Source organism: Pseudarthrobacter sp. NPDC092419 (assembly GCF_044755045.1).
Classification (GTDB): domain Bacteria; phylum Actinomycetota; class Actinomycetes; order Actinomycetales; family Micrococcaceae; genus Arthrobacter.
This window is the reverse complement of sequence record NZ_JBIVQF010000006.1, coordinates 1-12746: the sequence shown is the minus strand read 5'-3', so window position 1 is coordinate 12746 and position 12746 is coordinate 1. Positions and strand designations below refer to the sequence as shown.

General features: G+C 66.0%; 12 protein-coding genes and 1 tRNA gene. 4 read left to right on the top strand and 9 right to left on the bottom strand.

Annotated features, from left to right (window positions below):
• Positions 1 to 41 precede the first annotated feature (41 nt).
• Together ACIQC0_RS10805 and ACIQC0_RS10800 are read right to left on the bottom strand one after the other, a co-directional pair.
• The gene (locus ACIQC0_RS10805; protein ID WP_377216388.1) at positions 42 to 686 is read right to left on the bottom strand and encodes a DNA-3-methyladenine glycosylase I; all 645 of its coding nucleotides are present in this window, start codon (positions 684 to 686) and stop codon (positions 42 to 44) included.
• A 24-nt stretch (positions 687 to 710) separates the two neighbouring features.
• Entirely contained in the window at positions 711 to 965 is a 255-nt protein-coding gene (locus ACIQC0_RS10800; protein WP_377216389.1) for a cell division protein CrgA, read from the bottom strand.
• 188 nt (positions 966 to 1153) lie between these two features.
• On the opposite strand from ACIQC0_RS10800, the gene ACIQC0_RS10795 reads away from it, so the two are divergent.
• The 3 genes from ACIQC0_RS10795 to ACIQC0_RS10785 are packed head-to-tail and all read left to right on the top strand — an operon-like array spanning position 1154 to position 2759.
• Positions 1154 to 1948, top strand: a complete 795-nt coding sequence (locus ACIQC0_RS10795; RefSeq protein WP_400534852.1) for a class E sortase — start codon at positions 1154 to 1156, stop codon at positions 1946 to 1948.
• 2 nt (positions 1949 to 1950) lie between these two features.
• Entirely contained in the window at positions 1951 to 2121 is a 171-nt protein-coding gene (locus ACIQC0_RS10790) for a hypothetical protein (protein ID WP_377216391.1), read from the top strand.
• Positions 2118 to 2759 (top strand): anthranilate synthase component II, encoded by a 642-nt coding sequence (locus ACIQC0_RS10785; RefSeq protein WP_377216392.1) that lies wholly within the window; start codon positions 2118 to 2120, stop codon positions 2757 to 2759. Before ACIQC0_RS10790 ends, ACIQC0_RS10785 begins: the two co-directional genes overlap by 4 nt.
• Positions 2760 to 2796: 37 nt before the next feature.
• On the opposite strand, the gene pknB is transcribed toward ACIQC0_RS10785, so the two are convergent.
• The 7 genes from pknB to ACIQC0_RS10750 all read right to left on the bottom strand — a co-directional run bounded on the left by pknB (position 2797) and on the right by ACIQC0_RS10750 (position 12246).
• On the bottom strand, positions 2797 to 4689 hold the full coding sequence (gene pknB, locus ACIQC0_RS10780) for a Stk1 family PASTA domain-containing Ser/Thr kinase (RefSeq protein WP_400535111.1): 1893 nt from the start codon (positions 4687 to 4689) through the stop codon (positions 2797 to 2799).
• Positions 4690 to 4766: 77 nt separating this feature from the next.
• Positions 4767 to 6473, bottom strand: a complete 1707-nt coding sequence (locus ACIQC0_RS10775; protein WP_400534849.1) for a protein kinase — start codon at positions 6471 to 6473, stop codon at positions 4767 to 4769.
• Entirely contained in the window at positions 6470 to 7927 is a 1458-nt protein-coding gene (locus tag ACIQC0_RS10770) for a peptidoglycan D,D-transpeptidase FtsI family protein (protein ID WP_377216394.1), read from the bottom strand. Before ACIQC0_RS10770 ends, ACIQC0_RS10775 begins: the two co-directional genes overlap by 4 nt.
• Positions 7924 to 9321 carry an FtsW/RodA/SpoVE family cell cycle protein gene (locus ACIQC0_RS10765; RefSeq protein WP_377216395.1) on the bottom strand — a complete coding sequence of 466 codons (1398 nt, stop codon included), beginning with the start codon at positions 9319 to 9321 and terminating at the stop codon, positions 7924 to 7926. Before ACIQC0_RS10765 ends, ACIQC0_RS10770 begins: the two co-directional genes overlap by 4 nt.
• Positions 9318 to 11027: a protein phosphatase 2C domain-containing protein gene (locus ACIQC0_RS10760; RefSeq protein WP_377216396.1), complete on the bottom strand. Its 1710-nt coding sequence runs from the start codon at positions 11025 to 11027 to the stop codon at positions 9318 to 9320. Before ACIQC0_RS10760 ends, ACIQC0_RS10765 begins: the two co-directional genes overlap by 4 nt.
• 2 nt (positions 11028 to 11029) lie before the next feature.
• Positions 11030 to 11512 (bottom strand): FHA domain-containing protein, encoded by a 483-nt coding sequence (locus ACIQC0_RS10755; protein ID WP_377216397.1) that lies wholly within the window; start codon positions 11510 to 11512, stop codon positions 11030 to 11032.
• Positions 11509 to 12246, bottom strand: a complete 738-nt coding sequence (locus ACIQC0_RS10750) for an FhaA domain-containing protein (RefSeq protein WP_377216398.1) — start codon at positions 12244 to 12246, stop codon at positions 11509 to 11511. Before ACIQC0_RS10750 ends, ACIQC0_RS10755 begins: the two co-directional genes overlap by 4 nt.
• A gap of 320 nt (positions 12247 to 12566) precedes the next feature.
• Between ACIQC0_RS10750 and ACIQC0_RS10745 the strand changes: the two genes are divergently transcribed.
• Positions 12567 to 12649, top strand: a tRNA-Leu gene (locus ACIQC0_RS10745).
• Positions 12650 to 12746 lie beyond the last annotated feature (97 nt).

Sequence of the window (12746 nt, the reverse complement as noted above, 5' to 3'; positions counted from 1 at the left end):
AACTGGGGAAAAGTGCGGGCGGCACTCCGGCCGCCGCCAGTTCAGCGGCTGGAGCCCAAGGTGGGGGAAGCGGACCCAACCTCGTCTGCCCAAACCCCGGAGGATCCGCGGCGGTGGCTGTCGACAAGATGGGTGTCCACCATGCCGATGGCCTCCATCAGCGCGAACATGGTGGTGGGCCCGACGAAGGCGAAGCCCTTCTTGCGCAGCGCCTTGGAGAGCGCCACAGACTCCTCCGACTGTGTGGGCACGTCTGCGAAGGTCAGCGGCCGGGGAGTCGCGTCCGGGCGAAACTGCCAGACGAAGTCCACCAGCCCGCCCTCGGCCCGCAGGGCGAGGGTTGCACGGGCGTTAGTGATGGCGGCGCGGACCTTCAGCCGGTTGCGGACGATTCCGGCGTCTGCCATCAGGCGCGCCTCATCCGCCTCGGTGAACCTGGCCACGGCGTCCGGGCTGAACTCCGCGAAAGCGGCGCGGAACGCGGGACGCTTCCGCAGGATAGTGGCCCAAGACAGTCCTGCCTGGAAGCCCTCCAGGCAGATCCGTTCATAAAGGCCCTGTTCGTCCGTGACGGGCAGGCCCCACTCGGTGTCGTAGTACTCCCGCATCAGCGGGTCGGTGGCAGCCCAGGCGGGGCGGGCCAGCCCGTCAGGACCCACCACCACGCCGGCGCCTGCAGCTTCCATGAGCGGGTCTGTTCGAGGGGTTGGCTAGGAGCGCCAGCGGGTAGTCATCAGGAAGCCCACGATGGCGATGCCAAAGCCCGCCACAATGTTCCATGATCCCCACGCCTGGACCGGCAGTTGGCCTTCGCTGATGTAGAACGTGATGATCCAAAAGAGGCCAATAAGCATCAGGCCGAACATGACGGGCTTGAACCACACCGGGTTGGGCTTGTAGGCCTGTGCTGCAGCGGGGCGGGTGCTGCTGTCAGTGCTCTTCTTGCGGGGCTTGGACTCGGGCACGGGGTCTCCTTGCGGGCGGCGGCAAGCTCGGCGTCCCGGGCTTGATATCCTGCAGGAAGGAAATGGCCAGCGGGCTGAGTGAGCTTGAGCAAATCTTTGTTGGTCACATTCGATTCTTACTAGCAGCCAATTCTAGCCGCAGTTCATGGGCCGGCCCCGCCCAATGGAACCGCCCTTGAGGAGAACGCGTGGTGTTGCAGGAGAAGGCGAGGCTGCGCACTGCGCCGGCGGCCGGCGTCGTTATTCTGCGCGGCGCCGTCCAGATCATCGGCGAGTTGCTGATGACCGCCGGAATTATCCTGCTGCTCTTCGTGGCGTGGCAGCTGTGGTGGACCAACGTGGAGTCCGACGCCAAGCAGAGCAGGGTCATCAAGGAGTTCGCGCAGGAACTGGGTGGACCCGTCCAGCCGTCACCGAGCCCGGCTAAACCTTCTGATACCCAAGCGGCCAAAGCGTTCGGCGAGCCCGTAGTGGGTGCAGTCCCGCAGCATGCGGGAACCATCGGCATCATCTACATTCCCCGTTTCGGCAGCTCGTACACCCGGCCCATCGTGGAGGGGACCACCGGAGACGTGCTGGACACCCTCGGGCTGGGGCACTATCCCTCAACCGCCATGCCCGGGGCCGTGGGCAACTTTGCCGTAGCCGGTCACCGGCAGACCCACGGCGCGGTCCTGGACAATATCCACACGCTGGTGCCCGGAGACAAGATTTACGTCCAGACGAGGGACGGCTTCTACGTCTATGTGTTCCGCAACAACCAGATTGTGATGCCGGACCGTACCGACGTGCTGGAGCCCGTGCCCACGGCCCCGGGCGTCAAGCCGACGGAAAGATACCTCACCATGACCAGCTGCAACCCGCGGTTTGGGGCCGAAGAACGCATCATCGCCTATTCCCTCCTGGAGAGTTGGCGACCCGCCTCTGCCGGGCCTCCGCCTGAGATCGCCGCCCAGGTGGCTGCGGCAACCGGGAAGGGCTGAGCATGTACGCCTGGATTTTCCGCCACCTGCCCGGTCCACTGTGGGTCCGCATCGTCACCTCCGTGGTGCTGGTCGCGGCCGCCGTAGTCCTGATGGTCCAGTTCCTGTTCCCCTGGATGTCCGAATACACGTCCCTCACCGACTCAACGATTGGTTCCATAAGCCAGCCATGACCACAACCAAGATCCTCGTAGTGGATAACTACGACAGCTTTGTCTACACCCTGGTGGGCTACCTCCAGGAACTCGGCGCGGAGACCACAGTGGTCCGCAACGACGACGTCACCCTTGCCGAAGCCATCGAACTTGCCGGCGCGCGCGACGGCGTGTTGGTCTCCCCGGGCCCTGGCAACCCTGCGGAGGCGGGCGTCTGCATCGACCTGATCAGATGGTGCGGCGAGAACAGCGTGCCGATGTTCGGTGTGTGCCTGGGACACCAGGCGCTGGCGGAGGCCTTCGGCGGCAAAGTCACCCATGCGCCCGAGCTCATGCATGGCAAGACGTCCCTGGTGGAACACATCGGGACCAGCGTTTTCGCCGGCCTCCCCTCCCCCGTCACCGCTACCCGCTACCACTCGCTGGCTGCCGTCCGGGAATCCATTCCCGACGTCCTGGAGGTTACCGCGCAGACGGCCTCCGGAGTGGTCATGGGCCTCCAGCACCGGACGGCGCCGCTGTGCGGTGTCCAGTTCCACCCGGAATCGGTGCTCACCGAAGGCGGTTACCAGATGCTCGGCAACTGGCTTGAGTCCCTGGGCATGAAGGGCGCGGCAGCCAAAGCGGCCACCCTTAGCCCGCTCATCCAGCACTGAGGCTAAGACGAAGCCAATATTCCAGTAAAGGAATACTTTAGCCCTTCTTGCTGGCCGTAGGGCTCGGGCTGGATGTTGGCGCCGGTGACGGCGGCGGGGGCGCCTTGGCTACGATGATCGTCACCGTGCTCCCCTGCTCAACGAGCGTATTCACCGGAGCGCTCTGGTCCGTGACCCGGCCAGGTTCCACTTGGGCGTTTGCTGCCTCGACGACTTTGGCTACGAGGCCGAGCTCTTTTAGGGCGGCTTCCGCCTCGGCCTTGGTCCGGCCCCGAAGCTCCGGCAGGGCCACCTTCCCGGTGGACACCACGATTTCCACAGTGGTTCCCACACCGACGCTCTGGCCGGGCGCAGGGTTGGTGGTGATGACGATGCCGGCAGGCACAGTGGCGCTGTTGGCAGTCGTGGTGGACGGCGCACCGGACAGGCCCACTTCGCGCAGCAGGTCACGGGCCGCCGCCTCGGTCATGCCGGGCAGGTTCGCCGGAATCTTCACGGCGCTGGGGCCCTCGGAGATGTTCAGAACCACCTCCGATCCCGGCTCCAGGGACGTTCCGGAGGCCGGATCGGTGCCGATCGCCACACCCTTCCTTACCGTGTCGCTTTGGGTCCGGGCGATTCTTGGCCGCAGTTCGGCGTTATACAGTTCCTGCAGCGCCTCGGACTCCGTCATGGCGGCCACCGCGGGAATCTTGACCATGGCTACCACGGGTTCCGGGCGGTTGACGATGTTGTAGACCCACAGGCCGCCTCCGGCCAGGACCAGCAGGGTGAACACCACCAGTGTGGCGATCCAGGTACGACGGCGGGAGTCCTGCCGTGCGGTCCGCGCACGTTCCGGAGGGAGCCCCAGGGGCATGGCCTCCGCTGCTTCGTGCCTTACCGGGGGTGGCCCGGAAACTGACGTTCCGGCGTCGTCCACGTAGTCCCGGGAGGCTGCCAGTCGGCCGGTGGGCGGCCCGTCCAGGAATGCGGGGCCGGACATGGCGAACGCCTCAGTGGGCGGCGTTTCCGGGGCAGGTACGTGGTCGTTCGGGTCGGTCTGGGCCTCGGAGGCGGGTACAGGCGGCACGGGGATACCGGCGCGCGCGGCGCGGAGGGCGCGGCGGAAGGCGGCGGCGTCCTGGAACCTGTCTGCCCGGTTCTTCTGCAGGGCTTTGGCGAGCACCGTGTCCAGGGCGGGGGTAACCTCCGGGTTCAGGCTGCTGGGCGGCTCGGGGATTTCGCGGACGTGCTGGTAGGCCACGGACACGGGGCTGTCGCCCACGAAGGGAGGCCGGCAGGTGAGCATTTCATAGAGAAGGCACGCCGCGGAATAGAGGTCGCTCCGGGCGTCCACCGTTTCCCCGCGCGCCTGCTCAGGCGAAAGATACTGCGCAGTGCCCACCACTGCCTGGGTCTGGGTCATCGTGGCGGAAGAGTCGGCCATGGCCCGGGCAATGCCGAAGTCCATGACCTTGATGGAGTTGTCCCGCGGGCAGTGCATCACGTTGGCGGGCTTGATGTCGCGGTGCACGATGCCGGCCTTGTGGCTGTATTCGAGCGCCGAGAGGACGCCCAGGCAGTAGTCGATGGCCTGGGCAATGCTGACGTCTTTGGCCCTTATGAGATCGCGGATGGTCTTTCCGTCCACGAATTCCATGACGATGTAGGGAACCCGAACTGTGTCCTCCGAACCGTCGTGGATTGTATGTTCGCCGGTATCGAAGATAGCCACGATGGAAGAGTGGTTCAGGGCAGCCACGGACTGGGCTTCACGCTTGAACCTCGCCTGGAACTGGGGATCCCGTGCCAGGTCGGGGCGGAGCAGCTTGATGGCCACCGTCCGCCCCAGCCGGGTGTCGGTTCCCTTGTAGACATCCGCCATGCCACCGCGGCCGATCAAGGCGCCCAGTTCGTACCGTCCGTTCAGGACACGCTGGTTGTCCACCGGGAGGCTGTCCTCCCGGTGGAGCGGCGTGCGCGGGCTGTGGCTTCGGGGTGCTTCGTTCACGGCATGTCCGGCGGTTACGGGGCGGCGCAGGTAGGCGGCGTCCCGGGTTCTTCACCGGTCCCGCATGCGGGGAGTGCGGAGCCGGCGGTGGGTACGGCTACGGAGGACGTGGTGGGTTCGGGCGTGGGCGTAGGGGCTGGCTCGGGTTCCGGCGGGGCCACGGCGTAGATGATGGTGATGGGCGTCCCCTTGGGCAGTTCCCCGGTGGGGTTGAGTTCCAGCACTTCGCCCGGCGCTGCGGCGGAGGTCTCCTGGGGGACCACCGTAACCTGCAGCCCGAGGGCAGCCAGCTCGGCCTGCACCTGCCTGTAATCCTTGCCCAGGTAGGCCGCGGGGATCACATTGACCGTCTCATCAGGCTCTTCGGTGGGCGTCGGCGAGTCCTCGGTGGGTGTGGGCGTCGGGGACTCCGACGTGGGAGTGGGCGTGGCACTCTTGCTGGCCGGGCTGCTGGTGACGGCACCTGTGGGACTGTTCGCCGGGAACAGGACGCCGGCCTGGTTGAGGAAGAACCCGACGAGGGCGAACAGCAGCAGGACGATCAGGGCAATCAGCGGCCATGTCCAGGGGCTGCGGCCCTTGCGTTCCGGCTCGTCGGCGGGTTCGTCGTCGTAGGTGTCGTCTTCCTGGTCCCATTGGCGTTCTGCGGCGAGGGCGTTGGCGCGGGCCAAGGCCCCCTGCGGTCCCTGCCCGTCCGCGGCTGAGGCGGCGGCTGCTCCTGCTGCGGCGCCGGCGGCACCGGCACCCAGGACGGGAAGGGCCGACGTCGGCGTGGGGGAAGAGTCGCGGTGCGCGCCAATGACGCCGGTGGGCGCAGTTGCTGTATCCACGGGTGCGGTGATGGGCCCGGTGTCCGCGTCGATGAGAAGCATGCCCGGGACGGCGGCGCGGGCGGCTCCGATGTCGCCGTTACGGATTGCCTCGGCGGCCTCGGCCAGCTTGATGGCGTTTGCGGGCCGGTTCTTAGGATCCTTGGCAAGCATGGACATCAGCAGCGCGCGCACCGGTGCGGGCAGGGTGTCCGGCAGCGGCGGCGGGGCATCGTTGACCTGGGCCAGTGCGATCGCGATCTGGGACTCCCCGGAGAACGGCCGGTGCCCGGTGAGGCATTCGTAGCCGATAACGCCAAGCGAATAGATGTCCGATGACCCGGTGGCGGTCTGTCCTGTGGCCTGTTCCGGCGCCAGGTATTGGGCGGTTCCCATCACCTGGCCCGTCTGGGTGAGCGGCACCTGGTCCGCCAGCCGGGCGATGCCGAAGTCGGTGACCTTGACGCGGCCGTCTGGTGTGATGAGGAGGTTGCCGGGCTTGATGTCGCGGTGCACCAGGCCCTGTTCGTGGGCTACCGAGAGGGCGCGGGCGGTCTGCGCGATCATGGACAGCGTGCGGTCCGGTGAGAGGACTTGTTCGTGTTCGATGATGCTGCTCAGCGGCTGTCCCGGGACAAGTTCCATGACCAGGTAGGCCGAGCCTTCTTCTTCGCCGTAATCGAAGACGTTGGCGATGCCCACGTGGTTCAGCAGGGCGGTGTGCCGGGCCTCGGCGCGGAACCGCTGAAGGAAGCCGGGATCACCCGTGTACTCCTCCTTCAGCACCTTGATCGCAACGATTCGGCCCAGGACGAGGTCTTTGGCTTTCCAGACTTCACCCATGCCGCCGATCGCGATCCGCGTGGTCAGCTGGAACCTTCCGCCGAGGGTGATTCCGGTTGTAGGCCTCACTTATTCAACACCGCCTCAAAAATTTTCTTCGCGTTGGGACTGGTTAGCTGTGCGCCGGTGGTGATGTCCACGCCCTCCATGACGATGGTGACCACCACCTGCGGGTCATTGGCGGGTGCGAACCCCGTGAACCATGAGTTGTTGGTTCCGTTGCCGAGTTCGGCGGTGCCGGTCTTGCCTGCCACCTGGACGCCTGGTACTGCTGCGCCCCGGGCGATTCCTTCAGAGACGGCGCTGGCCATCCACTCGGTGATCTGGTTGGCGATTGCCGGGGTGGTGGAGGTGCGCAGCTGTTCGGGCTTGGGCTCTTCGATGATGCGCAGGTCCGGGGCGCGGAGTGCCTTGACGAGGTTTGGCTGCATCTGCACCCCATCGTTGGCGATGGCTGCCGTCATGAGGGCAACTTGCAGCGGCGTGGCCCGGACGTCCTTCTGGCCAATAGCGGACTGGGCCAGGCCGGGCCCGTCCAGATCTTCAGGGAACCCGTTGCCGCGGGCATATCCGAGCTTCAGCTGGCCCCCGAGGTCCTGGCCGAAGCCGAACTTGGCGGCCTGTTCTGCGATGGCGTCGCGGCCCAAGTCCTGGGCGATGCTGGCGAAGGGCGTGTTGCAGGACTGCTGCAGGGCGAAAGCGAAGCTGGCCTTGTTCCGGGTGTAGCAGTTGCCGCCGGCGTAGTTGGGGAGCTTGTAATCGATGCCGGGGAACGACATTTCCGCCGGGTTGGGCAATTCGCTGTCCGCGTCGTACTTGCCGGACTCCAGCGCGGCCGCCGTGTCCACGAGCTTGAAGACCGAGCCCGGGGCCAGCAGGGCGCCGGTGGGGCCGCTGACGTTCTGGTTCAGGTTGATCCCCGGGACCTTGACCAGTTCTGCCATGTTGGCCGCTTCCGCTGCCGGATCCTGGGTGGCTACCAGATTGGGGTCGTAGGACGGCTTGGACACCAGGGCCAGGATGTTTCCCGTCTTGGGATCGGTAACCACGATGGATCCCCGCTGTCCGTCCGGAATGAGGCTGTACGCCAGCTTCTGGATCTCGGAGTCAATGGTCAGTTCCACGGAGGCGCCCTTGGGCTGGTTTCCCAGGAAGAGTTGGCCCACCCGGTCCAGGAAGAGCTGATCCGAACTCCCGGCGAGCTGCTCGCCCATGGTGCGCTCCAGCCCGGTGGCGCCGAAGTTCTGCGAGAAGTACCCCGTGATGCCGGCATAGAGTTCAGGCTCCGGATAGGTGCGCTGGAATTTGCAGGACTCTGAGCCCTCCACGGATTCCGCCACCGGCGTTCCGTCTACCACGATGGCACCCCGGTCGTTGCAGTAGTTCTGCAGGATGGCGCGCTGGTTCCAGGGGTTGGCCTGGAGCTCGTCCGCCCCCACAACCTGGACGTAGCTGATGGCCCCGAACAGCAGGGCAAACATGGCCACCGCTGCGACCCACGAATTCCGGATGGCCTGGTTCATGCGCTCTTCACCGTCTCGGTGGGGGTATCGATGCCCAGGGGTTCGCCGCCCTTGGCCGGCGGCAGGGGGGTGGTGTCCACGGGACCCCGGGCCGTATTGGAAATCATCAGCAGCAGTCCCACGATGATCCAGTTGGCGAGCAGCGAAGAACCGCCGGCGGCGAGGAATGGTGTGGTGAGGCCGGTAAGCGGGATCAGGCGCGTGACGCCGCCGATCACTACGAAGCATTGCAGGGCAACCGCAAAGGACAGGCCGCAGGCCAGGAGTTTCCCGAAGGCGTCGCGGGTCCCCAGCGCAGCCCGGAAGCCCCGCGTGAAGAGGAGCAGGTACATCAGGACCACGGCAAAGAGGCCGATCAGGCCGAGCTCCTCGCCCAGGGAGGCAATAATCATGTCGCTGTTCGCGAACGGGACAAGGTTGGGGCGGCCCTGGCCCAGACCGGTGCCTACGAGGCCGCCGTTGGCCATGCCGAAGAGCCCTTGGACGATCTGGTGGCTGCCGCCCGGCGAACGGCCGTAGACCTCTTCGGTGAAGGCGTTCAGCCAGCCATCGATCCGCAGACCAACGTGGGAGAACACCCGGGACGCCACGAAACCGCCGCCCAAAATGAGGGCCACACCGATGACAACCCAGCTGATCCGGCTGGTGGCCACATAGATCATGACGATGAACAGGCCGAAGAACAGGACCGATGATCCCAGGTCGCGCTGGAAGATCAGCACCCCGATGCTGACCAGCCAGGCGGTGATCATGGGCCCCATGTCCTTGAAGCGCGGGAACTGCAGCGGACCGATCTTGCGTCCGGCAAGGAGGATGAGGTCCCGGTTGGACGAAAGATACCCGGCAAAGAATATAGCGAGGGTGATCTTTGCGACTTCACCGGGCTGGAAGGTCATGGGCCCCAGCCGGATCCAAACCCGGGCGCCCAGGATTTCGCCGGCGCTGATGCCGGGGATCAGCGGAAGGATCAGCAGCAGGGCACTAGCGGCCAGCGAAATGAAGGTAAACCGGCGCAGGATGCGGTGATCCTTAAGGAACCAGACCACGGCAATGGAGACGGCCATGGCGATGAGGGTCCAGCGCAGCTGGTTGTTCCCGGTGTCCCCGCCGGGCTCATCGAGACGGTGGATCATTGCGAGTCCGAGGCCGTTCAAGGCCACGACCAAGGGAAGCATTACCGGGTCGGCATACTTTGCGCGGAGGCGCAGGGCAACATGGAAGACGATCGCTGCCACAGCAAGGAGGCTCGACTGGAACCAGAAGTCGGAGTCGAAAGCCTTCTTCTGGTCCACACCCACCAGCATGTTTGCGCCGATGCCGACGGCCAGCGCCAGCAGCAGCAGGGCCAGTTCCACATTGCGGCGCGGTTTGATGGCGGTACTGATCTGGCTCACTGGCCCACCTCACAGGTCACGGCAGGGCTGGGGGAGGGCACGGGCGCGGTGGCCCCCGCAGTGGGCTTCGCGGTGGCCGGGGGAGCAGGCTTCGTGGCACTCGTCGTCGGAATGGCCGTCGGGGTGGCCGAAGCGCTTGGGGAAGCCGCCGGGGTGGGGCAGCCTTCTTCCGGAGACGTGGTGCCGGTGAGCTCGAGGTTCTTCACGATCCGTTGCGCGTCATACAGGTCGCTGGCAGGCACCGTCTGCCGGACCCTCTGCTGGGAGAACGGGGGCAAAGAGTCGACCCGGATGTCCGTCACTGCCTCCAGCGTGGACAGCGGAAACGGACCGAGGCGCTGGGAGACACCGTTGAAGATGGCGACGCGGGAATCAAACTCGCCGATGTAGTAGCGGGTTTGGGTCCACGCGTAGCCCAGCCACAGGCCAGCGGTCAGGGCAAACAGGAGCGCAGCGGCGACCGACCACGTGACCCAGCGGCGGGGCTTGGCGGGCACAAGGACTTCGTCAGCTTCGCCGTTGGGCTCGGCCTTGTGGGTGAGCACCGTGGCCGCGCGGCGGGCGACGGTGCGTCCGGCAATGCTGGGGATGGATCCAGATTCGGCAGCGGCCGCAGCCGCCCCCACCAGCTCATGCGGCCGGGAGGCGAGTTCCTCGCGCAGCACTTCGGCTGAGAGGTGTTCGCCCAGGTTCGGGTCGGTGGCACCGACATCGCCCGAGGTGGCGGTGGGACTGCTTCCCTTCGCGGTCTTGTCAGCTGCGCTGTTCTTGCCGGCGGCGGTCTCTGGCGCGCTGTCCCTTGATGCAGTTGCCGGGCTGCCTTTTGCATCTGCGGGTTTGCCCTCACCGGCGGCCGCCTGTGCCACCGCAGCCGCCGCGGCTGCACTGTCCGGCTGGGAAGGCACGACGTCGACGGCGGCAGTGCGGACGTCGTCGTGCGTTTCCTCCACAATCTCCACCATCACCACGGTGACGTTGTCCGGTGAGCCGGCCTCGAGGGTCAGGTCCACCAATGTCTCAACGCATTCGCGCAGGTCCTTGGTCTCGCGGACCGTGCGCTCCACCGCGTGTGCTGCAACGTAATTTAGCCCATCGGAGCAGAGCAGCCAGCGTTCTCCAGGTTCGACGTCAAGGGTGTCCAGGTCCAGCTCGGGGCTCGCATCCACATCGCCGAGGACGCGCATGAGGACGTTCTTGTGCGGATGGGACTCGGCTTCTTCGGGGCGCAGCCGCCCCTCATCGATGAGACGCTGGACGAATGTGTGGTCAACGCTGATCTGCTCGAACTCGCCGTTGCGCAGCCGGTAGGCGCGGGAGTCGCCGATGTGGGCGAAGTGCAGCTTTCCCTCGGCAAGCAGCAGCGCGGTGACGGTGGTGCCCATGCCAGCAAGCTTCGGATTGACGTGGACCAGCTCGGACAGCAGCGAGTTCGCGGTCTGGATCTCGTCGGCCAGGGTGGTGGAAGCCTCCCCTGCATAGTCGGCGCGGTCGATGTGGATCATGTCCAGGACGGTTGCGGCCGATGCGACGTCGCCGCCGGCGTGGCCGCCCATTCCGTCCGCCACGACGGCAAGGTGGCGGCCCACATAGGCGGAATCGTCGTTCTTGGACCGGATGCGGCCCACGTCCGAGCGGGCCGCATAACGCATGATGAGGGGCCGCCCCGCGGGTGCTGGCCCGGTGGCAGGGGTCTCGGGGACAGCCACGGCTATGGCCTCAATTCAATGACCGTCTTGCCGATCCTCACGGGAACGCCGGGCTCCACAGGGAGGGCGCGGGTGAGCTGCTGGTCTGCCAGGTAGGTTCCGTTCGTGGAGCCCAGGTCCTCGATGAACCAGCGGCTGCCCTGGGGGAAAAGCCTGGCGTGGCGGCCGGATGCGTAGTCGTCCTCAAGGACCAGCGTGGCTTCCTGGGCGCGGCCGAGGAGGATGGGGCTGGCCGCCAGGGGAATCGTGGTGCCCTTGAGTGGGCCCTCCACCACCACAAGCTGGTGGGCCTGCTGCTTCACGGGCTGGGGAGGTGCTTCGGCGAGCTCCGGATGCTTGCGGACCTGCCGCGCGGTCGGCGCCCCCGACGCTGCCTTACGGCCCACCATCAGGTCCCGGCGCATGGCCGAAACGATGCTGAAAACGAGGACCCAGAGCAGCAGCAGGAAACCGAACCGCAGTGCCGTGATGGTGAGGTCGCTCATGCGCGGCCCCCGGGACTGGCGGGAAGCAGGCGGAAGATGATTTTTGTCCGTCCCATCGTGATGGTGGAGCCGTCAGTGAGTTCGGTGCTTCCGGAAACCCGCTGGCCATTGACATAGCTGCCGTTGGTGGAACCCATGTCCACCGCGTGCGTCACGCCGTTCTCGGTGCGGATTTCCAAGTGGCGGCGCGATACCCCGGTGTCTTCGATCAGGATGTCGGCCTCGGAGGACCGGCCCAGGACGATCGACGGCGCGTTCAGCGAATAACGCTGGCCGTCGATGTCCAGCACGGGCTGGAGCCGCACCGGCTGGCGGCTGGGCGCCGCGGGAACCATGGGCCGCGCGGGGGCAGGAGCACCCGTGGCCTTCTCGGTGCGGGAGACGATTTCAAAGTCGCCGGCGCGCAGCTCCTCCTGGCGGCGAAACGAAATCCGGACGGGTCCCTGAAGCGTGTATCCCTGGCTCCGGACGTGGTTGATAACGACGTCGCAGAGTTCCTCGGCCAGGGGCGTGCCCCACTCCTGTGCACGAGCGAAGTCCTCCCCGCTCAGTTGTACGTCAAAGACGTTGGGCGCGAGGGTCCTGCCGGCCGCAACAGTCAGCGCTTTGTTGTCCACTTCCCTCCGGAGTCGGCTGGCGATTTCCACCGGCTCGACCTGCGCTTTGGATCCGGTGGAGAAGACGCCCCGGACTGCCTTTTCGATGCCGCGTTCAACTTTGTCCAGCAGACCCATGGTCTTCTCCTTTCCCCCCGGCAGCGGGGCATTCTTGGCGGTGGAACTCCACACGTGGTGCAGCCCGTGACTCTGCGGGGAGCCAGCACGATGGCAGGCACTCCTACACCCGATACTACTGGGCGGGCCTGTGAATGACCTTAATCCGCAACGGCCGGGCGCCGCCAAAAGGTTCACGCCTCCACCCTGCTGACCTGCCGGTCAAGGCCGCTCCGGAGCCCGATTGGTGTTTTGCCGCAGGTGTCCGTTATGCTTGATCTCGCTGCTTTTACAGGGACGCGGAACGGGAAACCGGCCCGCCAACAAGTGAAAGAAGTTGCGCGCGAGTGGCGGAACGGCAGACGCGCTGGCTTCAGGTGCCAGTGTCCGAAAGGGCGTGGGGGTTCAAATCCCCCCTCGCGCACGCATGTGATGAGTCGAGACATCCTTCACGGATGAGTCGGGTCATCGGTTACACCCCGGTCTTCGGACCGGGGTGTTTTTCTTTGTCCGGATGTTCT